Here is a 22167-nt window from a genome sequence, read left to right as displayed (position 1 = left end):
GGATTATGTTTGTGATTTTAGTCTATGATGTCAATGTCAAACGTACTGCAAAGGTATTAAAGACGGTTCGCCCCTATCTATCCCACTTGCAACGATCGGTTTTTGAAGGAGAATTGACGGAGAAAGAATTGGAAGAATTGAAGAGCGAGCTAGAAGATCTGATCAAGCCTAGCGAAGATACGGTTCTTATCTATACTTTCGATTCTTTACGCTATAGCCATCGACATAGGATTGGTCGGCAGTTAGAGGATAGGGATATCATATGAAAAAAATAAGTCTGAGTGATATTTTTGAGCCAAGCAATATTCGTTTGGCTCTTTTGGACCTTTCGGAAAAGAAGGATAGTGCTGGTCTAGATGGGATGTACTTATCTGATTTATCGGATTTCTTACTACTAAATCCGAATTGGAGTTTGAATGAAGAAGGTAATATTTCCTATTCATGTGGACCTGTAAGAGAGTATGTTGTCTGGAATAAGCGACGGAAACAGCGGGCAATTTATCAATTCAATGCTTTGGATAGGTTGGTTGCACGTGCGACGGAGCAGGTTTTAGAACCCTATTTAGAACCTTTTTTGAGTGACAATTGTTTTTCCTATAGAGAGGGAAAGGGGGTTCTCGATGCGGTCATTCGGATGAAAGAATTTGTAGAGAAGGGCTATGATACTGTTCTGGAGTTTGATGTGGATGATTATTTTGAGTCCATTTCTCACCAGCGTTTGTTAGGGGATTTAAGTCCCTTAGTTGATGATGGGGTATTGTCCCTTTTGAAGAGTTTTATGAAGGTGACGATTGTCCCAGATGACAAAGAAGGGACCTACACCAAGCGGAAGGGTTTGATTACGGGTTCGGCGATTTCGCCTTTGCTGAGCAATTTTTATCTTCGGTCTTTCGATGCCTATATTGATCAGATGGCGATTCCCTATGTGCGTTATGGGGATGATTATTTTCTGTTCTTTCAGCAGCATATTGATGCGATTCCAGTTTGGAAGGATCTGGAAGAGAGAATTTCGGAGTTTGGACTTGCGGTCAATATTGGAAAATCAGGTATCTTTTCACCTTTTCGGAAGAGAATTCTAGGCTATTATTTCACCAAGACCAAACAAGGGATTATGGTGGAACGCCCACCTAGTGACTACACAGTGCTAGATACATGGCGGGTCGATGCAACCAAGCCGGTCGATAGCAAATTTGATATTATCAGCGATGGTATTTTGACCCAGCGACACTGGAATCTGTTGTTTGATAGCGAAAAGGGGAAGGTTCATCTTCCTACAAATATTGTGGATTATATAAATGTCTATTCGGATGTTGTGATTGATAGCCGTGTAGTTGAGATTTTGAGCCAACGTGGAATTCGAATCAATTTGATGGATAAGTTTGGAGAGAAGATTGCTAGTATTGAACCTGCGGAAAGGCATTTTGATGTTTCGGTAGCCATGAAGCAGTTAGAGGTCTATAGCAGTGAAGACTTGCGTATGTTAGTCGCGACAGAGATGGAAAAATCGATTCTTCATAACTTGAGGAGTGTCTTACGTTACTATGCTAGTAGAAGGGAGGATCAACTTCTGGTTCGGGAGATAGAAGAGATAAGTGCTATTATCAAGGGGTTATCCGCTGCAGGATCGATAAATGATTTGCTGATGATGGAAGCGCGTGGTCGGCAAGCTTATTTTCGAGCTTATTCTTCGATTATTCAAAATAATGACTTTCGTTTTATCAAACGGAGCCGTCGTCCGCCAAAGGATGCTATCAATGCTATGATTAGTTTTGGCAACACTTTTCTTTATAACTACGTTGCCTCCTTGATTCATCGTAGTCCCTTGGATATTCGTTTTTCGTTTTTGCATTCAGCTAATCGGAGAGAAGAGAGTTTACAGCTGGACATTGCGGATATTTTCAAACCCATTTTAGTAGATCGAACGATTTTTTCTCTTATCAACCGGCAAGAAATCCGCTTGGATAAGCATTTTGAGGTCGTAAGTCTTCATCATGAAGAGGGAATCTATCTGAATGCCCAAGGGAAACGTATCTTTCTGCGAGCCTTGAAGGAGAAACTGAGGACAGTCATTACTTTGCACGGTCGACGTGTTCGTTATAGTGGCGTTATTCGTTCAGAAATCTATAAACTTCATTCTTTTTTAGTGAATGGGGACAAATATAAGGGTTATCGCTATACGACCTAGGGGGTCGAACGGAAATAGGGGTTGTGATTGCAAGAACATCCCAAGATTTCCGTTCGACTTTTTTGCTGTGTTCAAAAGTAGCTGAAAAGCTTGCTAGAGTAGGATTTGCTAAGAAGAGGTCGAACGGAATTTTAGTTGAAAAACCCCTGATTTTATGCTATAATGACTGTAATCTGCTAACAGAATGGCTTATTTCCTGTTATTGCAGAAACCCTATAAGGAATTGAAACTTTTTCGATTTCGTTGTGCATAATAATTCTCCTAATTTCAAATCAATTGCAGAAACCCTATAAGGAATTGAAACCTGCTTTGTTTTCTAAGATTTGCACATCGCGTGTAATACGGCCTACATTGCAGAAACCCTATAAGGAATTGAAACATGCCAACGCAGTTCCGAAAACTAACAGTACAAATGGTAGTACATATTGCAGAAACCCTATAAGGAATTGAAACTGTTTGATGGTTAATCCGATGAGAATGCTATTTAAATTGCAGAAACCCTATAAGGAATTGAAACGCTGACTGAGTAGTCACAATCATTGCAGTGATGATTGTGGCAATAATTATTGCAGAAACCCTATAAGGAATTGAAACATACACCTGTTTGCAAATTGTTGTTTAAGTCTGTTTGAATCATTGCAGAAACCCTATAAGGAATTGAAACCTTCCCTGACTTGTTGTCAAGGATTTGGATATCACGTGTTAAGCGTATTGCAGAAACCCTATAAGGAATTGAAACTGACTTGTTTTCCAAGATTTGGATATCACGTGTTAAGCGTCCATTGCAGAAACCCTATAAGGAATTGAAACTTTCAGTCGCTTGACCTTTAGCGCGCTCAAGCAAGGTGATTCCAAATTGCAGAAACCCTATAAGGAATTGAAACATAAAGTCTACCGGGCGTTTGCCTTCAGCGTCTTTGTATTGCAGAAACCCTATAAGGAATTGAAACCAACAACGTCGAGACCGTATACAGTTTCGCCGTCTTTTTCGTATTGGCTAGAGCGGAGCTCAGCCTCAATGGCAATGAGTTGTCCCTTATTGCAGAAACCCTATAAGGAATTGAAACCGTTTCTAATTTTTTTAACAAGTGCGTGTTTGATTTCAATCTCACGTAGAGATTGCAGAAACCCTATAAGGAATTGAAACATGCCTCAGGGTTTATGTACGGTACTGCCAAGGACTCCGACGATTGCAGAAACCCTATAAGGAATTGAAACAATTGGCAGGTCAAAAGGTTCGATGTTTTTGATACTCTTTATTGCAGAAACCCTATAAGGAATTGAAACGACTTAGGAACTACGTTAAAGAAACGTTGAGCTTGAGCCTGATTGCAGAAACCCTATAAGGAATTGAAACCCTACGTTGGCTGCGTATAGCGCCTCCATTTGGTCAATGGTCTCCATTGCAGAAACCCTATAAGGAATTGAAACAAGACAGTTTTGCCTGACTTGTTTTCAAGAATTTGTGGGTTACGTGTGATACGATTGCAGAAACCCTATAAGGAATTGAAACAAATTGAGATTTCAGAAGCAACTTCTTCAACAGGAGCTTCATTGCAGAAACCCTATAAGGAATTGAAACCAGACGCGCTCAAATCTCTCCCGATTAAATCTGAGTATTGCAGAAACCCTATAAGGAATTGAAACCCGTCCTTGTCTTTGTAGCTGCGCTCAACAGCTACTGTGAAAAGCACATTGCAGAAACCCTATAAGGAATTGAAACTCATCAAAATAGTAATGATCATATTCCGTACCTCCGAAGAAGAAACCTTCTACAGTAGGATTGCAGAAACCCTATAAGGAATTGAAACCATATTGTGAAGAACGTAGTTCAGCTTCGATAGCCACCAATATTGCAGAAACCCTATAAGGAATTGAAACGTGTAGTGCTATTTCTATGAGTACGATGATAATATCTACAATTGCAGAAACCCTATAAGGAATTGAAACGAAAGGTCAGTGAGACCTGCTGGTTTGTTCTCCGCGATGTAGTCGATTGCAGAAACCCTATAAGGAATTGAAACACAGTGAACAAAACAGTTTTTCCTGCTTTGTTTTCAAGAATGTTAACGTCATATTGCAGAAACCCTATAAGGAATTGAAACGAGTTGACCTTTCTTCATGTAATCGAAAGGCCCGTTTGATTTTGCTTTATATTGCAGAAACCCTATAAGGAATTGAAACTAGTAGGTAATAACTTTCGTACCTTCTTCCACAGTACCTGTCTCAATTGCAGAAACCCTATAAGGAATTGGGAGTGGGATAGAACTCGACCAAATAAAGGAGTTCGTCAACAATTTTTCGTTTTAAGTTGTTGAGCTAAAACGCCCTATCCCCAGACTGTTTTAGTCCATCTATATTAGAGAGTGCAAAAAAACAACTACCTAAATTTTCAGGTAGTTGTTTTCTATTAGGGTGATCTTTTCATTTATCCCTTCCGAAAGGGAGTTCTTTTTTGGTAAAATCGGTCTTGGGGCGGTTGTGGGATGTGTTTGATTAGGTTATACTAATACCAATCCTAAATATTTTTCATAATCTCCTTAAAAAGCACCGGCCTTGTGGTCGGTGCTTTTGTCTGTCTATTAGTTCTCAATAAAGGCCGCAATTTCTTCTTCAGTCATGCTGGAGTCGCAGCGGACTTGGACGCCAGTAGGTTTAGCGACGAGGAGACCTGGGACGGTAGGAACTTGGTAGTGGTCGCGAAGGGTCTGGAGTTGAGGGCTGACTTGGCTAGAGTCGAGGAAGTGAGCGGTCACTTGCTTGTCTTGGGCTACCTTGTGGAGTTTTGGTGCGAAGCGGTTGCAGTAAGGACAGGTTGCTCGTCCGATGAAGAGAACAGCTCCCTCTTTGGCAGCTAGAAGGTTCTGTGCCTGCTCCACGGTTACGCTAGTAAAATCTTTAATGTAGTCTTGGAAGTTCATGGTATAAGATATAAAGGGCCTTAAGTGGACACAGACAAAATAGGAAGCGAAAAGACGACTAGTTCTCGTTTATCTTTTTGGCTCAGTCCATAGCACGTACTCAGTTCAACCAAATACGGCAGCCCTAGTCCTTTCTGTTTTTTTCTTTTATTATAGGATAAAGCAGAGCAGATTTCAAAAATTAGCTACATTTGTGTGGAAGTGAGGCTTTCGCTTTCAAAATGTAAACAAAAATAGTATAATGGTCAAAGATAGTCAAAGAAAGAGGCGATACTATGGCGATGAAAAATACATCTGATTATATCGAAGAGCATATCAAAGCCATCCTAGAGCAAGTCAGCGTGGCAGAATTGCGCCGGAGCGAATTAGCCAGTCGGTTTGAGGTGGTTCCCAGCCAGATAAATTATGTCATCAAGACACGATTTACAGCCAGTCGTGGCTATATCGTGGAAAGCAAACGAGGTGGCGGTGGCTACATCCGCATTGGTCGGATCACCTTTTCAGACAAGCATGAACTAGTCCATGATTTATTAAACAATATGGGCGAGCAACTGTCTGCGACGGTCTATGCAGATATTCTGCAGTTGCTATTTGATGAGGGTTTAATGACAGAAAGAGAGGGAAATCTTTTTCTGGCAACTGGTTCTGATGAGGTATTGGGTAAGGATGCATCAAGCATTCGTGCTCGAATGATGCGTCAAATTTTACGACGTTTAGATAGGAAAGAGGATTAATTCATGAAGATTTCAACTGGTTTACAAAGGGTATTTGAAGACGCTCAGTTGGTTGCCCAGCGTTATGCCTGTGAGTATTTAGAAACCTGGCATATTCTCCTGTCCTTTGTCATCAATCATGATACGGTTGCTGGAGCTGTTTTAGCAGAGTATCCAGTTTCTATTTCTGATTATGAGCATGCGACCTTTGTTGTGACAGATAAGGTCTATCGTGAAGACTTGGAGAACTTCCGTATCTTGCCGTCTTCTAAACGTTTGGATGAAACAGCTAGTTTGGCAAAAAAGATTGCGGAAGTGGTCAAGGCCAAGGAGTTGGGAACGGAACATCTTTTCCTAGCCATGTTGCTGAACAGACGTTCGACTGCCAGTCTGATTTTGGACAAGGTCGGTTTTCATTTGGAAGATTCCGATGACAAGATTCGTTTTGTAGATTTGCGCAAAAGCTTAGAAAAACGTGCAGGATTTACCAAGGAAGATATGAAGGCTGTTCGTGGCTTGATGAAGGGTGGAAAAGCCAAGCCAGCCAATGCGGGACAGATGATGGGGATGCCTCCTGGTCCCCAAACGGGTGGACTAGAAGACTATACCCGTGATTTGACTGCACTAGCCCGAGAAGGAAAGATGGAACCTGTTATTGGCCGGGATGCTGAAATTTCACGTATGATTCAAATCTTGTCCCGAAAAACAAAAAATAATCCTGTCCTAGTCGGTGATGCGGGTGTCGGAAAAACGGCTCTTGCTTTGGGCTTGGCTCAACGTGTCGCTTCAGGTGATGTGCCTGTTAGCCTATCTAAGATGCGAGTACTAGAACTTGATTTGATGAATGTAATTGCAGGAACTCGTTTCCGTGGTGACTTCGAAGAGCGGATGAACAATATCATCAATGACATCGAAGAAGATGGTCAGGTGATACTCTTCATCGATGAGCTGCACACGATTATGGGGTCTGGTTCAGGGATTGATTCGACCCTGGATGCGGCCAATATCCTCAAGCCAGCCCTGGCTCGCGGAACTCTTCGGACAGTTGGGGCGACGACCCAAGATGAGTACCAAAAGCATATCGAAAAAGATGCGGCCTTGGTACGTCGTTTTGCCAAAGTGATGATTGAAGAGCCGACTGTGGAAGATAGCATTGCCATTTTGTCTGGTCTAAAAGGGACTTTTGAGAAATACCATAGGGTCCGTATTGGAAATGCAGCTGTTGAGACTGCCGTAACCTACGCTAAGCGGTATTTGACCAGTAAAAACCTGCCAGATTCAGCAATCGACTTGCTAGATGAAGCCAGTGCAACCGTGCAAAATCGTATAAAAGGCCAAGTCTTAGAAACTGGTTTGACAAGTATTGATAAGGCACTGATGGCTAAAAAATATAAAACCGTGAGTAAGCTATTGCTTGAGGCTAAGGAAGCAACCAAAGCTAGTCAAATCTATGATATAGAAGTAACGGAAGAAGATATCTTAGAAACCCTCAGTCGTCTGTCTGGTATTCCAGTGACCAAGCTCAGCCAGTCAGATGCCAAGAAGTATCTGAATCTGGAAGCAGAATTGCACAAGCGTGTGATTGGGCAGGAAGAAGCCATTTCTGCAGTCAGCAGAGCTATTCGTCGTAATCAGTCAGGTATTCGAACAGGTCGCAGACCGATTGGTTCCTTCATGTTCCTGGGTCCAACTGGTGTCGGTAAAACGGAGCTAGCTAAGGCCTTGGCAGAAGTCCTCTTTGATGACGAATCAGCCCTTATCCGTTTTGACATGTCTGAATACATGGAGAAATTCGCAGCCAGCCGTCTAAATGGTGCTCCTCCGGGCTATGTGGGCTATGAAGAAGGTGGCGAATTGACGGAGAAAGTCCGCAACAAACCTTACTCTGTTCTACTCTTTGACGAGGTTGAGAAAGCCCATCCAGATATTTTCAATGTGCTCTTGCAGGTCTTAGATGATGGTGTTCTGACGGACAGTAAGGGACGTAAGGTTGATTTCTCAAATACTATTATTATCATGACGTCAAACCTTGGAGCAACAGCCCTTCGTGATGATAAGACAGTTGGTTTTGGTGCCCTTGATTTATCTAAGGACCACAAGGAAGTGGAGAAGCGCATTTTTGAGGAATTGAAAAAAGCCTATCGTCCAGAATTTATCAACCGTATTGACGAGAAAGTTGTCTTCCATAGCTTGACGGAAACTCATATGCAGGATGTTGTCAAGGTTATGGTTAAACCGTTGTTAGCTGTAACAGCTGAGAAAGGAATTAACCTTAAACTGCAAACGTCCGCCCTTAAGTTACTGGCTAAACAAGGGTATGACCCAGAAATGGGGGCTCGCCCACTTCGCAGACTCTTACAAACCAAATTGGAAGATCCTTTGGCAGAGATGTTGCTCCGTGGGGAGTTACCAACTGGTTCAACCTTGAAGATTGGGGTTAAGGGCGAAGAGCTCAAGTTTGATGTGGTCAAATAGGTGGAAAAATGCTAGAACTAAGACTGCTTTTAGAAGCAGATTGTGAGGAGTTTATCTGCCGCAATCATATAGTTTTCGGATGTGAAAGGTAAGTTATGAAACAAACCGTAGCAGTCGTTTTCGGAACCTTTGCTCCCATGCATAAGGGGCATTTGGATTTGATTGAACGAGCAAAGTTGGCTTGTGGTCAGGTTTGTGTGGTGGTTTCAGGATATGACAAGGATCGTGGGGATAGGATAGGTTTAGACCTGGCCAAACGTTTTCAATTTGCTCAGGAGCAGTTTAAGAAAGATGATTTGGTGAGAGTTTATGCGCTTGATGAAACCGACTTGCCAGCCTATCCAGATGGTTGGGATCTTTGGTTAGACCGCTTGCTTGCTTTGTTGGACTTGTCTGAAAATCAAGTGCCAGTCTTCTATGTATCCGAGGAAGAATACGCTCAGGAACTGCATAGGCGAGGTTATCAAGCCTATTATAGTCCTAGAAAATTTGGTATTTCAGCTACCCTCATTCGTGAACATCCTCAACAATACCATGATTACATTGCCCCTGCCTTTCTGGCCTTTTTTGGAAAGGAAAGCATGTAAAACAGTATAGAAAAAACGCATAAAACCAGGTCATAACCTTGGTTTTATGCGTTTTTCTGTTTCATTGTTAGCGAGTTTTAACCTGCCAGTTTATCTTATTTAGCAATCCGTTCTTGATAGGCTTCTCGTGCCTGGTCAAATAGTTCTTGGACCTGCTCAATGGTTTCTGCCTTGGCAACGGCTCCACGGATCTTGGCAGCCCCTGCTGAACCACGGAGATAGTGGGGAGCAAGACCACGGAATTCGCGGACGGCAACTGACTCGCCCTTGAGATTGGTCAATCGGGTCAGGTGGTCGAAGGCGACATTGAGTTTGTCATCGAAGGAGAGGTCGGGCAGGATTTCTCCTGTTTCAAGATAGTGGTTGATTTGGTTGAAGATATAAGGATTTCCCATAGCAGTCCGGCCGACCATGACAGCATCGGCTCCGACTTCCTCAATTCGATGGCGGGCATCTTCGACATTGCGGATGTCGCCGTTTGCGATGAAGGGAATCTTGGTCAGGCTGCCAGCCACCTTGGTTAAGGTTTCCAGGTCTACGGTTCCTGTGTACATCTGCTCGCGGGTCCGTCCGTGCATGGCCAGGGCAGCCACACCGCCACTTTCTGCGGCCAGGGCATTTTCGACCGCCAGGTCGGTATTGTTCCAACCGGTCCGCATCTTAACGGTCAGGGGAATATCGAGGACCGAGGTCACTTCCTTGATGATGTGGTAGATCTTGTCAGGGTCCTTGAGCCACTTGGCACCAGCCTCGTTCTTGATGACCTTGTTGACAGGGCAACCCATGTTGATATCTACGATATTAGCTTTGGTGTTCTTCTGGATGAAGTCGGCAGCCCGTTTCAGTCCTTCAGCGTCGCCACCGAAAAGCTGGATGGACATAGGGTATTCGTTGTCGTCAATATGGAGCATGTGGAGGGTCTTCTCGTTGTTGTAGAGAAGGCCTTTTTCAGAAATCATTTCCATAACGACCAGACCTGCGCCCATTTCTTTGGCAATGGTACGGAAGGCCGAGTTGGTCACGCCAGCCATTGGCGCCAGCACGCAGCGATTGGGGATTTCCACATCACCAATCATGAAAGGGGTATTGAGATTAGCCATTGATGAGTTCCTCCAAATCGTTTTCGTCAAAGTGGTAATGGGTCTGGCAGAATTGACAGGTGATGTCCACGCCCTTGTCTTCCTCTTTCATCTCTTGCAGATCCGCTTTTGGCAGGCTGGCCAGAGCATCGAGGAAGCGGTCTTTAGAGCAGTCGCAGACAAAACCGATTTCTTCTTCTGACAGGCGTTTGAAGTCGTCGTCGCCATAAATGGCGGATAGCAGAGCTTCTATATGGTTTTCAGAAGCCAGCAAACTCGAAATGGCAGGCATTTCTTGGATGCGTTTTTCGAAGCGAGCAATTTCAGCCTCAGTCGCACCTGGTAAAACTTGCAGCAAGAATCCGCCAGCTACCTTGACCTTGTCTTCTTCGTCCAACAAGACATTCAGTCCGACCGCAGAAGGTGTCTGCTGGCTGTCTGTTAAGAAATAAGCAAAGTCTTCACCGATTTCACCAGAAATCAAGGGAGTCATGGAGTTGTAAGGGTGGCCTGTTCCGTAGTCTGTGATGACTAGGAATTGGCCATTGCCCACAAGAGGTCCAACGATGACGTCACCAGTCGCTGTCCGTTTGTAGTCCAAGTCTGGATTTTGAATGTAGCCCTTGACCTGCCCTTTGGTATTGGCAACGGAAATGATAGCCCCAACAGCACCGCTAGCTAAGATTTTCAGGGTAATCTTGGTGTCGCCTTTTTCATTGGCAGCCAAGATCTGATTGGCAATGAGGGTGCGCCCCAGAGCAACGGTGGATGACGCCATAGTGTCGTGTTTTTCTTGAGCCGTTTTTACGGTTTCTGTGCTGTCTAGCACAAAGGCACGGAAATGCCCGCTTTTTGATAGTGTTTTAATAATTTTATCCATAAGGATTATTATAGCACAAGTGGGGAAAATGGGGAAAGGGAGTGACCGAAAGAAAAAAACTGACTATGACTAGCCAGTTTTCAGTTGAGGAAACAACTTCCGCAATATCTTCGGTGTAATACTCTGTCCAGGTCCTGCGTAGGTATAGGTATGCAGGTACATGGCTGGGTTGAAATTAAGCTCGATACAGGTGCAGTTTGGATCTTCCTTGCTGGCTGGCTTGGTGCGGTTGGGGATAATCAAATCTACCCCGCAGGCCCAAGCTCCCATAGCAGTTGCCATATCGGCGGCCAGTTGCTTGTAGGACTGGCCCATCTGGTCGGTCATATCGATGGAGTCACCACCCGTTGAGATATTGGAATTGCCACGCAGAAAGGTTTGAACGCCCTCAGGCAAGATGGTGTCAGGTGTGTAGCCCTGTTGTTCCAACATGAGCAGTTCGATGTCGCCCAAGTTAATGATTTCAAGCGGTGAACGGTGGTCACGGCCCCGCAGGGGATCTTGGTTTTTTTGTTCTACTAATTCACGGATGGTTGACTGCCCATCCCCTACGACATTGGCTGCGACGCGGAGCAGGACAGCCTCGCACTTGCCGTCCAAGATGAAGAAGCGGTACTCAGTTCCCGCTACGAACTCCTCCACCAGCACATGATTGTCTTCCGAAAAGGCGATGTCCAGAGCTTTTTCATAGTCTGCTTGGCTGGCTGGCTCTTTGAAGATAGAGATGCCTAGGCCGAAGTTGGTGGATTTTGGTTTGACAACAATAGCAGAGCTGGCTACCTGTCCATAATACCGCAGGGCCTCTTCCTTGTTAGAAAATTCAGCTCCCGCAGGCACTGGAAAACCAGCCTGGTTCAGTATCTTCTTGGTCACGACCTTGTTAGCCATGGCTAGAGGAATGACGTAGTTGTCCTTGGAGGTCATGTTGCCATTTTTGATGTACTCGACATGGTCACCATGCCAGAGTTTGAGAAACTGGTCTTCTTCATCCAAAATCTCGACATGCAAGCCCAGCTGAATGGCGTCAAAGAGAATCATCTGGGTGGAGAGTTCCATGTTTTCATAGCCCTTGAGGGCGTATGGAGCTGTCCAAGCATAGTCATGAAAGAGTCGACCTTGCTGCTGGCCAAAGTGTTCCAAAGACCCGTCTTCAACCTGCTCTGCTATTTTTCCAGAAAGGGTCAGACGAGGGTCTTGAAGGGCTACCTCTACCTGAGCAATGAGCTGACTGTAGTAATCATCCAGTCCGAAATGCTGAACGATAGACTTCATGGCAGTCAGGATAGGGTTGGCGTCTGCCTCTGCTGGTAGAGGTGTGTGTGGATGACTGAGGGCGATGCGGTTGTTGAGGTCTGCTGCCTGGGCCAATTCCTTGTCAACCTGCTCCATGTCATCAAGCCAGAGTAGTGCTAGGGCAAAGAGGTGGGTGGTGTCAAGTGTCTCTTGGCTAATGGCCAGAGTCTCGAAGGGGTTGAGGTCGAAGTTGCGGAACTCCAAGTAGGTAATGCCCTTGGTCAAGAAGTCCCGGCTGGTCTTGGCACCGCGGAGGCGAACCGCAGAGTAAAATTCCTTTTCGGCAGACAGCTGACCGCTAGCAACCGCCTGCTCGATGTCGGTCACATATTGCTCCAAAGAAGAGAAGGAGATGTGGACATCAGGGGCGTTGACATAGCCGTAGTTGGAATTGCGAATGGACCGCACGCAGCCAATTTCCTCTGTCAAAAATCCTTTTTCTGCCAGACTGCTAACTCCGTAGAGGTAGGTCAAGAGCCAGCGGTAGCGTAGGAAATTCTGAGCCAGCTTGAGATAGAGGGCGTTTTTGAAGGTGATGAGGTCGTCGTAATCGCTCACTTCAAAGAGTTGCTGGGTCAGGTCCTTGCCGAGCTCGAAGTTGTAGTGGATGCCTGACATAGACTGGAGCAACTTACCATAGCGTTCTGCCAAACCAACACGGTACTGATACTCATAGTCACTTTCCAGCTGAGCAATCTGAATTTCATCCGCTGAAATCACAGGTGGCATGGACAGGGGCCATAGGTATTCCGTTTTTTCCATAGACCGCACCGCTACATCCGTGATGGCTCCGAGGAAACGACGGGCTTCCTTGGTCGAATGAGCCACTGGTGTAATCAGTTCTAGTTGTGGCTCGCTGTAATCGGTCTGAATATAGGGGTGAAAACTGCGTGAGCCCAGTTTTTCAGGATGTGGTGTCTGAGCCACGCGGTTGTCGCTATTTATTCGTAAGGATTCCCGTTCCAAACCAAAGGTGGCTTGGAGGATGGGACTATTTGGGGATAATTTCTGTAACATATGCAATCCGTCCAATTTCTGATAGTGTCTTACACCAATTTTATCTAGTTTATAAAACAAATACAAATTTCTGCTACGTTTTGAAGGAAAAAATGAAGTTGGTAAAAGGAAAGGATTGAGAGGCTTCGGAAATTCCTGTCAAAAACAACTTTAAAAATGTTTGGGATAATCATTTGTTCGTATTTTTTGAGACTAAAAGCAATGAAACAGTAAATAACATCCGATATAAACGAAGATATTGGAATTTCTTGAAAAAATGTTCGTTTTTTGATAGAATAGTGTGTAAAACGAAACTTGCAGGTGAGATTCCTGCCAGAAGTAGAAGAAAGGCTGGACTGGTCAGCCAGTTCAGAGAAAGAGTGAATATGACATCAGTAGTTGTTGTAGGAACCCAATGGGGCGACGAAGGTAAGGGTAAAATTACAGACTTCTTGTCTGCTAATGCTGAAGTAATCGCGCGCTATCAAGGTGGAGATAATGCAGGACATACTATCGTTATCGACGGTACCAAGTATAAGTTGCACTTGATTCCGTCTGGAATTTTCTTCCCAGAAAAGATTTCGGTTATCGGAAATGGCGTAGTTGTCAATCCAAAATCTTTGGTGAAGGAAATCAACTACCTCCATGATTCAGGTGTGACGACAGATAATTTGCGTATTTCAGACCGCGCACATGTCATCTTGCCTTATCACATCAAATTGGACCAGTTGCAGGAAGAATCCAAAGGTGAGAACAAGATTGGTACAACCAACAAGGGTATCGGTCCTGCTTACATGGACAAGGCAGCGCGTGTTGGTATCCGTATCGCAGACCTCTTGGACAAGGAGATTTTTGCAGAGCGTTTGAAAACAAACTTGGCTGAGAAAAACCGTTTGTTTGAGAAAATGTATGAGTCAACGCCAATCGAGTTTGATGAAATTTTTGAAGAATACTACGCTTACGGTCAAGAAATTAAAAAATATGTAACAGATACCTCTGTTATCTTGAACGATGCCCTCGACCAAGGCAAACGTGTCTTGTTTGAAGGTGCCCAAGGGGTTATGTTGGATATTGACCAAGGTACCTATCCATTCGTTACTTCTTCGAACCCTGTTGCTGGTGGTGTGACGATAGGTAGCGGTGTCGGCCCAAGCAAGATTGACAAGGTTGTTGGTGTATGTAAAGCCTACACTAGCCGTGTTGGTGACGGACCATTCCCAACTGAATTGCACGATGAAATCGGAGACCGTATCCGTGAAATCGGTAAAGAATACGGCACGACAACAGGCCGTCCACGCCGTGTCGGTTGGTTTGACTCTGTTGTCATGCGCCATAGCCGCCGTGTGTCAGGTATTACCAACTTGTCCCTCAACTCGATTGATGTCTTGTCAGGTCTTGAAACTTTGAAAATCTGCGTGGCTTACGATTTGGATGGTGAGCGTATTGACCACTACCCAGCAAGCTTGGAACAGCTCAAACGCTGCAAACCAATCTACGAAGAAATGCCAGGTTGGTCTGAAGACATCACAGGTGTGCGTAGCTTGGATGAATTGCCAGAAGCGGCTCGCAACTATGTTCGTCGTATCAGCGAATTGGTCGGCGTACGTATCTCAACCTTCTCAGTCGGACCAGGTCGTGAACAGACCAACATCCTTGAGAGTGTGTGGAGTTCGAAATAAGATGGATAAAGGCTGAACGGGAGTTCGGTCTTTTTTGCGCGACCGAATTTTGCTTTCTAGGCTGGAATTTGGTATAATGATGTTCATAAACTAAAAGAAGAGGTAAAAAAATGCCAGATTTACAAGGATTGTTATTTCCTGTTTTGATGCTTGCTATGATTGGTTTTATGTTCTATAGCCAGCGCAAACAACAAAAACAGCGCCAAGATGCACTCAGCCAAATTAAAAAAGGTGATGAGATTGTTACTATTGGTGGTCTGTTTGGTATTGTTGATGAAATCGACGAGAAGAAGGTTGTCTTGGACGTGGATGGGGTTTACCTGACCTTTGAACGTGGGGCTATTCGCAACCGTGTAGCCGGGGCTCCGGTAGCTTCAGCTATCGTGGAAGAAGCAAGTCAAGAAAAAACAGAAACAGCTATTGAAGAATAGATGATTGAAAGCCGAGGGGACCCTCGGTTTTTTGCTTGACTGTGCTAGCTGATTTTTGCTTAAATCCCTATAAATATGGTATAATAGGCTGATTATATCCTTATTTTTTGTCAGTATGACGGAGAAAATAGAGTAAATAATATCTTAAGGAAACTACCATGTTCAAATTTCAATTTAAAAAGAAGGAAAGCATTGAAACAGCTATTGAGGTACCCAAGCATATAGCGGTCATCATGGATGGCAATGGTCGCTGGGCCAAGAAGCGGATGCAACCTCGGATTATGGGGCACAAGGCTGGAATGGATGCCCTTCAAAAAGTGACCAAGACAGCAGCAGATTTGGGTGTGAAAGTCTTGACGGTCTATGCTTTTTCAACAGAAAATTGGTCCAGACCAGAGAAAGAAGTGAAGTTTATCATGAACTTGCCTGTGGAGTTTTATGATAAATATGTTCCAGAACTTCATGCCAATAATGTTAAAATCCAGATGATTGGGGATCATTCTAAGCTTCCAGAGGCTACTTTGAATGCCTTGTACAAGGCAGAGCAAAAAACCAAGAATAATACGGGTTTGATTTTGAATTTTGCCCTGAACTATGGTGGGCGTGATGAAGTGACCCGAGCAATAAAGGCCATTGCACAAGATGTCTTGGATGCCAAGTTTAATCCAGGGGATATTGATGAGAAGCTGATTGCAGATTATCTCTATACTGGAAGTCTATCGCCTGCTCTTCGTGATCCTGATTTGGTTATTCGGACCAGTGGAGAATTGCGCTTGAGTAATTTCTTGCCTTGGCAGACAGCCTATAGTGAGCTGTATTTTACAGATGTTGCCTGGCCAGATTTTGATGGTGAGGCACTGAAATTAGCTATTAAAGAATACAACCGTCGCCACAGGCGTTTTGGTGGCGTGTAAGGAGAGGTTATGACAAACGATTTGCAGAAACGAGTGGTATTTGGAGGGATTGCTTTTGCGGTCTTCCTTCCCTTTTTATTGCTAGGAGGAACTGCCTTTCATTTCTTCGTAGGCCTATTAGCGATGATTGCTACGGCTGAATTGATTAAGATGCACGGTTTAACTCCCTACTCTATTGAGGGGACTTTGGCCATGTTGGCAAGTTTGGTTTTGACCTTGCCCTTGCAGAATTACCTGACTTTTTTACCAACTGACGGCAACTACACAGCTTATGCCATTGTCGTATTCCTTCTTCTCGGAACGACCGTTTTTAATTTGGGAGAGTACAACTACTCGGATGTGGTTTTTCCGATTGCATCTAGTTTTTATGTAGGGATTGGTTTTCATAATTTGCTGTTGGCACGGACGGATGGCTTGAATAAGGTGTTCTTTGCACTTTGTATTGTATGGGCAACGGATATTGGGGCTTATCTGGTTGGTCGCCAATTTGGTCGAAGAAAGTTATTACCAAAAGTATCACCCAATAAGACGGTGGAAGGATTTTTTGGTGGGATTGGCTCCGCTCTCGTCTTGTCGATTATTTTCTTATTGGTTGATAAAAGTCTTCGAGCAGGTTATCCCTTCTTCTTGATGTTGGTATTGGTGGTCATCTTCTCTGCTTTTGTTCAATTTGGTGATTTAGTAGAAAGTGCTATTAAGCGCCACTTTGGTGTTAAGGATTCTGGCAATCTGATTCCAGGTCATGGTGGTATTTTAGACCGCTTTGATGGTATGATCTTTGTCTTTCCTATCATGCACTTCTTTGGATTGTTTTAAGGAGGGACTATGAAGGGAATTTTAGCCTTTATCTTTATATTTGGTGTGATTGTGGTTGTTCATGAATTTGGGCATTTCTACTTTGCCAAAAAATCGGGAATCCTTGTCAGAGAATTTGCTATTGGTATGGGTCCTAAAATCTTTGCTCACATTGGTAAAGATGGGACGGCTTATACTATTCGTATCCTTCCGCTCGGTGGCTATGTTCGTATGGCTGGTTGGGGAGAAGATAAGACAGAAATTAAGACGGGGACGCCAGCTAGCCTGACCTTGAATGCAGATGGGGTTGTTACTCGTATCAATCTTTCCGGCAAACAACTTGATAATCTGAGTTTACCTATGAACGTGACCGGTTTTGATTTTGAGGAAAAACTAGAAATCACAGGCTTGGTGTTAGATGAAAACAAGACTTACAAGGTTGACCACGATGCTACGATTGTAGAGGAAGATGGAACGGAAGTTCGGATTGCTCCGCTGGATGTTCAATATCAAAATGCGACTGTCTGGGGGAAGTTGATAACCAACTTTGCTGGTCCTATGAATAACTTTATTCTAGGTACCTTTATTTTCATCATGCTTGTCTTTGCTCAGGGTGGTGTTGCAGATCCAACAAGTAATGCAGTCCGTATTACAGACGGCGGCGCTTTACAGGCAGCTGGTCTAGTGACTGGTGATAAGATTTTGTCTATCAATGGTCAAGCAACGGACAATTACACAGAGATTGCTGACATCATCAGCCAGGCAGCTTCAGAAGCTACTACAGCTCCAAGTTTTGAGTTGGTCGTAGAGCATGAAGGAGCTGAAAAAACAATCACAGTGACCGCTGAAAAGGCTGAGGATAGTTACCGAATTGGCGTTTCACCCATTCTAAAAACAGGTTTCTTTGATAAGATTGTTGGTGGTTTCCAGCAAGCAGGTGGGACAGCCCTTATTGTTGTGACTGCCTTGAAGAACTTGATTGCCAACTTTGATGTCAAGCAGTTGGGAGGACCTGTCGCTATTTATTCTGTCAGCAATCAAGCTGCTGCAAATGGCTGGTTCTCAGTCTTTAACCTGATGGCTATGCTGTCGATCAATATTGGTATTTTTAACCTTATCCCTATTCCAGCCTTGGACGGTGGTAAGATTGTCATGAACATTCTAGAAGGCATTCGCAGAAAACCGCTCAAACCAGAAACAGAATCCTATATCACTCTGGCAGGAGTTGCTATTATGGTCGTCCTCATGCTGGTTGTGACTTGGAATGATATTATGCGTGTATTCTTCTAAAATCTCGCTAAGAAAGGAATTGAATGCGTGCTTTACGCAGGATGTTCTGAAAAATACGAAAAAGAAAGGAACAGAGAGTTTTCAGATTTGAACTCGAGCGTCAGCGAGGAGTTTAGAAAAACAATATCTGTGATTTCTAATCAAGTAAACTACGAAAGGAATTGAACACGGGCTGAAACCTGTGTCTTCCTAACAACCAATGATGAAAGGAATTAAGGAGGTTCGTAATTGAACTCGGTCTAAAAACTCGGAAAATAGATTGAGAGCTACGCCTCTGGATTTCTAATCAAGTAAACTACGAAAGGAATTGAACACAGGCTGAAACCTGTGTCTTCCTGACCAACAAACGATGAAAGGAATTAAGGAGGTTCGTAATTGAACTCGGTCTAAAAACTCGGAAAATAGATAAACTGACTGATGTGCAAGCACATTGCGCCAGTTTCCTAATTTTCAGTCGTTTTTTTACGACCTCCGTATCTTAATATGAAACAGTCTAAAATGATTATCCCTACTTTGCGGGAGATGCCTTCGGATGCGTCGGTGATTAGCCACGCTTTGATGTTACGTGCGGGTTATGTCCGTCAGATTTCTGCTGGTATTTACAGCTACTTGCCATTGGCTAACCGTGTGATTGAAAAAGCAAAAACAATCATGCGTGAGGAGTTTGATAAGATTGATGCTATTGAATTTTTGGCACCAGCTCTCTTGTCAGCGGATATATGGCGTGAGTCAGGTCGTTATGAAACCTATGGTGACGACCTCTACAAGCTCAAAAACCGTGAGGGTTCTGACTTTATCTTGGGTCCAACCCACGAAGAAACGGTGACACTATTGGCGCGTGATGCAGTGCAATCTTACAAGCAGTTGCCACTCAACATCTATCAAATCCAGCCAAAATACCGTGATGAAAAACGTCCTCGTAACGGGCTTCTCCGTGGTCGTGAGTTTATCATGAAAGACGGTTACAGCTTCCACGCCAGCTATGAGAGTTTGGATCAGACCTATGACGACTACAAGGCAGCTTATGAGGCTATTTTCACTCGTGCAGGCTTGGAGTTCAAAGCTATTATCGGTGATGGTGGTGCCATGGGCGGTAAGGACAGCCAGGAATTTATGGCTATTACCCCAGACCGTACTGACCTCGACCGTTGGGTTGTCTTGGACAAGTCGGTTGCTTCTTTTGATGAAATTCCAGAGGATGTTCTTGAAGCGATTAAGGAAGAACTCTTGGCTTGGTCTGTGTCTGGCGAAGACACCATCGCCTACTCTAGCGAATCTGGTTATGCTGCCAACCTAGAAATGGCAACTAGTGAATATAAACCAAGTACAGCAGTTGTCGTCGAAGAAGACTTGGTTAAAGTTGCTACACCAGATGCTAAAACCATCGACGAAGTTGCTGCCTTCTTGAATGTCGCTGAAGAGCAAACCATCAAAACCATGCTCTTTATGGCAGATGGCGAGCCTGTTGTTGCCCTCCTTGTCGGCAATGACCAGGTCAACGATGTCAAGTTGAAAAACCACCTTGGCGCAGATTTCTTTGATGTTGCTAGCCCAGCGGATGCTGAAAAAATCTTCGGTGCAGGCTTTGGTTCTCTTGGACCAGTTGGTTTACCAGAAAATATCAAGATTATTGCAGACCGCAAGGTGCAAGATGTGAAGAATGCTGTAGTCGGTGCCAACGAAGATGGTTTCCACTATACAGGTGCCAATGCAGGTCGTGATTTCCAAGTGACTGAGTATGTGGATATTCGTGAAGTCAAGGAAGGTGAGCCTTCTCCAGACGGACACGGGGTTCTCAACTTTGCCCGTGGTATCGAGATTGGTCACATCTTCAAGCTGGGTACTCGTTATTCAGATAGCATGAATGCCAACATCTTGGATGAAAATGGTCGTTCTATGCCGATTATCATGGGATGCTACGGAATCGGTGTTAGTCGTCTCTTGTCAGCCGTTCTTGAGCAACACGCTCGCCTCTTTGTTAACAAGACGCCAAAAGGTGAATACCGTTACGCTTGGGGGATCAACTTCCCTAAAGAATTGGCTCCGTTTGATGTGCATCTAATCCCAGTCAACGTAAAAGACGAAGAAGCTATGGCCTTGACCCAGTCCATCGAAGCCAGCTTGGTTGGCGCAGGCTACGAAGTCTTGACAGATGATCGTAATGAGCGTGTCGGTGTGAAATTCTCTGACAGTGACTTAATTGGTTTGCCAATCCGTGTGACAGTTGGTAAGAAAGCTGCTGACGGCATTGTTGAAGTGAAAATCAAAGGTACAGGTGATACGGTTGAAGTCCACGTGGATCAACTGCTTGAAACCTTACAAATTTTGACTAAGTAATAGTAAATTAAGCAGATAACCTGTCCAGTTTAGTTTGGGCAGGTTTTTGCTTGTATCGATCAGGACTTATATATTTTCAGAGCAAAGAAAAACTCCCAAATTGGCACGTCAATCTGGGAGTCATTTTCATTATAGTAAGGGAAACTAAAGGTTTCCTTACACTAATCCTTGAGCAATCATTGCGTCAGCAACTTGCTCGAAGGCTGCGATGTTGGCACCTGCAAGGTAGTCAGTACCAAGGTTGTATTTTTCAGCTGTTTCTTTGGCTGTGTTGAAGATATTAGCCATGATGTCCTTGAGGCGACCGTCCACTTCCTCACGAGTCCATGACAAGCGGAGGCTGTTTTGGCTCATTTCAAGAGCAGACACAGCTACACCACCAGCGTTGGCTGCTTTTGCAAGACCGTATAGAACGCCGTTTTCTTTGTAGACTTTGATAGCGTCAAGGTCAGATGGCATATTGGCACCTTCAGCAACACAGTAAACACCATTTTTTACGAGGGCAGTAGCTTGTTTACCGCTGATTTCGTTTTGAGTTGCACATGGAAGGGCAATATCAGCTTTTCCATCGTAGTTCCATACAGAACCTTCGAAGTATTGAGCAGTTGCTTTTTCAGCAGCATATTCTGTCAAACGAGCACGACGGTTGTTTTTGATGTCGCAAAGAAGGTCAAAATCGATACCTGTTTCGTCAATGATGTAACCATTTGAATCAGACACAGAGATAACTTTTGCTCCAAGTTCAGTGGCTTTTTGTACTGCAAATTGAGCTACGTTACCAGAACCTGAGATAAGTACAGTTTGGTCTTTGAAGGATTTACCGTTTGCAGCCAACATATTGTCAGTGAAGTAAACCAAGCCGTAACCAGTTGCTTCTGGGCGGATGAGTGAACCACCGAAGCCAAGAGGTTTACCAGTCAAGACACCTGCATCAAACTGACGAAGGCGCTTGTATTGACCGTACATATAACCAATCTCGCGACCACCAACACCGATGTCACCGGCAGGAACGTCAAGAGAAGGACCGATATGTTTTTGCAATTCTGTCATAAAGCTTTGGCAGAAACGCATGATTTCAGCATCAGTCTTGCCTTTAGGGTCAAAGTCTGAACCACCTTTGCCACCGCCGATTGGGAGACCAGTTAAAACGTTTTTGAAGATTTGCTCAAAACCGAGGAACTTCAAGATAGATTGGTTAACAGTTGGGTGGAAGCGAAGACCGCCCTTGTAAGGACCTACTGCTGAGTTGTATTGTACACGGTAGCCGCGGTTCACCTGTACCTTACCGTCCTTGTCAGTCCATGGTACACGGAAGCTGATGATACGCTCAGGTTCTATAATACGAGCTAAGATATTTTCTTCAATGTACTCTGGGTGAGCCTCAATTACAGGCTCAAGAGTGTTGAAAAGTTCTTCAACAGCTTGAAGGAACTCAGTTTCATGTGGGTTGCGGGCTTTGACTGCTTCAAAAGAGGCTTGGATATAAGCTTTTGCGTTTGACATTGGGTCACCTGATTTCTTTTTTATTTATAGTCATCCAGTTTTTCTTTTATTACTTCGTTAACTCGCTTTGCCGTACTCCGGTACTGTCT

General features: G+C 44.2%; 16 protein-coding genes and 2 CRISPR repeat arrays. Of the genes, 11 read left to right on the top strand and 5 right to left on the bottom strand.

The genetic code is table 11. The features are described from left to right. The first annotated feature begins 5 nt into the window (after window positions 1-5). Together cas2 and cas1 are read left to right on the top strand one after the other, a co-directional pair. Window positions 6-266, top strand: a complete 261-nt coding sequence (gene cas2, locus PW252_RS10050; protein WP_248049460.1) for a CRISPR-associated endonuclease Cas2 — start codon at window positions 6-8, stop codon at window positions 264-266. Continuing rightward, the gene (gene cas1, locus PW252_RS10045; RefSeq protein WP_248049461.1) at window positions 263-2185 is read left to right on the top strand and encodes a CRISPR-associated endonuclease Cas1; all 1923 of its coding nucleotides are present in this window, start codon (window positions 263-265) and stop codon (window positions 2183-2185) included. The genes cas2 and cas1 overlap by 4 nt, the downstream gene beginning before the upstream one ends. Window positions 2186-2386: 201 nt before the next feature. Beyond that, window positions 2387-3135: a CRISPR direct-repeat array (repeat unit 29 nt; unit sequence ATTGCAGAAACCCTATAAGGAATTGAAAC). A gap of 87 nt (window positions 3136-3222) precedes the next feature. Continuing rightward, window positions 3223-4443: a CRISPR direct-repeat array (repeat unit 29 nt; unit sequence ATTGCAGAAACCCTATAAGGAATTGAAAC). Window positions 4444-4767: 324 nt separating this feature from the next. Here cas1 and PW252_RS10040 read toward each other — a convergent pair. Next, a complete protein-coding gene (locus PW252_RS10040; RefSeq protein ID WP_248049462.1) occupies window positions 4768-5106 on the bottom strand; it encodes a thioredoxin domain-containing protein in 339 nt (112 codons plus the stop codon). A gap of 275 nt (window positions 5107-5381) precedes the next feature. Here PW252_RS10040 and PW252_RS10035 point away from each other — a divergent pair, with 275 nt between their 5' ends. From PW252_RS10035 to PW252_RS10025, 3 genes are all read left to right on the top strand, one after another. After that, the gene (locus tag PW252_RS10035; protein WP_172097756.1) at window positions 5382-5840 is read left to right on the top strand and encodes a CtsR family transcriptional regulator; all 459 of its coding nucleotides are present in this window, start codon (window positions 5382-5384) and stop codon (window positions 5838-5840) included. A gap of 3 nt (window positions 5841-5843) precedes the next feature. Beyond that, on the top strand, window positions 5844-8294 hold the full coding sequence (locus PW252_RS10030) for an ATP-dependent Clp protease ATP-binding subunit (RefSeq protein ID WP_248049463.1): 2451 nt from the start codon (window positions 5844-5846) through the stop codon (window positions 8292-8294). 95 nt (window positions 8295-8389) lie between these two features. Next, window positions 8390-8881: an adenylyltransferase/cytidyltransferase family protein gene (locus PW252_RS10025; protein WP_248049464.1), complete on the top strand. Its 492-nt coding sequence runs from the start codon at window positions 8390-8392 to the stop codon at window positions 8879-8881. A 95-nt stretch (window positions 8882-8976) separates the two neighbouring features. Here PW252_RS10025 and dusB read toward each other — a convergent pair whose 3' ends face one another. From dusB to gshAB, 3 genes are all read right to left on the bottom strand, one after another. Further along, window positions 8977-9981 (bottom strand): tRNA dihydrouridine synthase DusB, encoded by a 1005-nt coding sequence (gene dusB / locus PW252_RS10020; RefSeq protein WP_248049465.1) that lies wholly within the window; start codon window positions 9979-9981, stop codon window positions 8977-8979. After that, window positions 9974-10840 carry an Hsp33 family molecular chaperone HslO gene (hslO, locus tag PW252_RS10015; RefSeq protein ID WP_248049466.1) on the bottom strand — a complete coding sequence of 289 codons (867 nt, stop codon included), beginning with the start codon at window positions 10838-10840 and terminating at the stop codon, window positions 9974-9976. The genes dusB and hslO overlap by 8 nt, the downstream gene beginning before the upstream one ends. A 69-nt stretch (window positions 10841-10909) precedes the next feature. Further along, entirely contained in the window at window positions 10910-13150 is a 2241-nt protein-coding gene (gene gshAB, locus PW252_RS10010) for a bifunctional glutamate--cysteine ligase GshA/glutathione synthetase GshB (protein WP_248049467.1), read from the bottom strand. Window positions 13151-13515: 365 nt separating this feature from the next. On the opposite strand from gshAB, the gene PW252_RS10005 reads away from it, so the two are divergent. The 6 genes from PW252_RS10005 to PW252_RS09980 all read left to right on the top strand — a co-directional run bounded on the left by PW252_RS10005 (window position 13516) and on the right by PW252_RS09980 (window position 20575). After that, window positions 13516-14808 carry an adenylosuccinate synthase gene (locus tag PW252_RS10005; protein WP_029187714.1) on the top strand — a complete coding sequence of 431 codons (1293 nt, stop codon included), beginning with the start codon at window positions 13516-13518 and terminating at the stop codon, window positions 14806-14808. Between the two features lie 110 nt (window positions 14809-14918). Beyond that, window positions 14919-15239, top strand: coding sequence for a preprotein translocase subunit YajC (gene yajC / locus PW252_RS10000; protein ID WP_248049468.1), 321 nt, complete (start codon window positions 14919-14921; stop codon window positions 15237-15239). Window positions 15240-15397: 158 nt separating this feature from the next. Next, window positions 15398-16153 (top strand): isoprenyl transferase, encoded by a 756-nt coding sequence (locus tag PW252_RS09995; RefSeq protein WP_172090902.1) that lies wholly within the window; start codon window positions 15398-15400, stop codon window positions 16151-16153. A 21-nt stretch (window positions 16154-16174) separates the two neighbouring features. Further along, the gene (locus PW252_RS09990) at window positions 16175-16969 is read left to right on the top strand and encodes a phosphatidate cytidylyltransferase (RefSeq protein WP_248049495.1); all 795 of its coding nucleotides are present in this window, start codon (window positions 16175-16177) and stop codon (window positions 16967-16969) included. A gap of 9 nt (window positions 16970-16978) precedes the next feature. Continuing rightward, the gene (gene rseP / locus PW252_RS09985) at window positions 16979-18238 is read left to right on the top strand and encodes an RIP metalloprotease RseP (protein WP_248049469.1); all 1260 of its coding nucleotides are present in this window, start codon (window positions 16979-16981) and stop codon (window positions 18236-18238) included. A 483-nt stretch (window positions 18239-18721) separates the two neighbouring features. Beyond that, the gene (locus tag PW252_RS09980) at window positions 18722-20575 is read left to right on the top strand and encodes a proline--tRNA ligase (protein WP_248049470.1); all 1854 of its coding nucleotides are present in this window, start codon (window positions 18722-18724) and stop codon (window positions 20573-20575) included. A 156-nt stretch (window positions 20576-20731) separates the two neighbouring features. Here PW252_RS09980 and gdhA read toward each other — a convergent pair whose 3' ends face one another. Next, window positions 20732-22078, bottom strand: coding sequence for an NADP-specific glutamate dehydrogenase (gene gdhA / locus PW252_RS09975; protein WP_248049471.1), 1347 nt, complete (start codon window positions 22076-22078; stop codon window positions 20732-20734). Window positions 22079-22167: the final 89 nt, after the last annotated feature.

Source organism: Streptococcus sp. 29887, assembly GCF_032595075.1.
Lineage (GTDB): Bacteria > Bacillota > Bacilli > Lactobacillales > Streptococcaceae > Streptococcus > Streptococcus iners.
This window is presented reverse-complemented; position numbering and strand designations above follow the sequence as displayed.

Bases quoted from the DNA above. Each gene is read 5' to 3' on its own strand.
- cas2 (WP_248049460.1), top strand. From the start codon at position 6: ATGTTTGTGATTTTAGTCTATGATGTCAATGTCAAACGTACTGCAAAG.
- cas1 (WP_248049461.1), top strand. From the start codon at position 263: ATGAAAAAAATAAGTCTGAGTGATATTTTTGAGCCAAGCAATATTCGT.
- PW252_RS10040 (WP_248049462.1), bottom strand. From the start codon at position 5,106: ATGAACTTCCAAGACTACATTAAAGATTTTACTAGCGTAACCGTGGAG.
- PW252_RS10035 (WP_172097756.1), top strand. From the start codon at position 5,382: ATGGCGATGAAAAATACATCTGATTATATCGAAGAGCATATCAAAGCC.
- PW252_RS10030 (WP_248049463.1), top strand. From the start codon at position 5,844: ATGAAGATTTCAACTGGTTTACAAAGGGTATTTGAAGACGCTCAGTTG.
- PW252_RS10025 (WP_248049464.1), top strand. From the start codon at position 8,390: ATGAAACAAACCGTAGCAGTCGTTTTCGGAACCTTTGCTCCCATGCAT.
- dusB (WP_248049465.1), bottom strand. From the start codon at position 9,981: ATGGCTAATCTCAATACCCCTTTCATGATTGGTGATGTGGAAATCCCC.
- hslO (WP_248049466.1), bottom strand. From the start codon at position 10,840: ATGGATAAAATTATTAAAACACTATCAAAAAGCGGGCATTTCCGTGCC.
- gshAB (WP_248049467.1), bottom strand. From the start codon at position 13,150: ATGTTACAGAAATTATCCCCAAATAGTCCCATCCTCCAAGCCACCTTT.
- PW252_RS10005 (WP_029187714.1), top strand. From the start codon at position 13,516: ATGACATCAGTAGTTGTTGTAGGAACCCAATGGGGCGACGAAGGTAAG.
- yajC (WP_248049468.1), top strand. From the start codon at position 14,919: ATGCCAGATTTACAAGGATTGTTATTTCCTGTTTTGATGCTTGCTATG.
- PW252_RS09995 (WP_172090902.1), top strand. From the start codon at position 15,398: ATGTTCAAATTTCAATTTAAAAAGAAGGAAAGCATTGAAACAGCTATT.
- rseP (WP_248049469.1), top strand. From the start codon at position 16,979: ATGAAGGGAATTTTAGCCTTTATCTTTATATTTGGTGTGATTGTGGTT.
- PW252_RS09980 (WP_248049470.1), top strand. From the start codon at position 18,722: ATGAAACAGTCTAAAATGATTATCCCTACTTTGCGGGAGATGCCTTCG.
- gdhA (WP_248049471.1), bottom strand. From the start codon at position 22,078: ATGTCAAACGCAAAAGCTTATATCCAAGCCTCTTTTGAAGCAGTCAAA.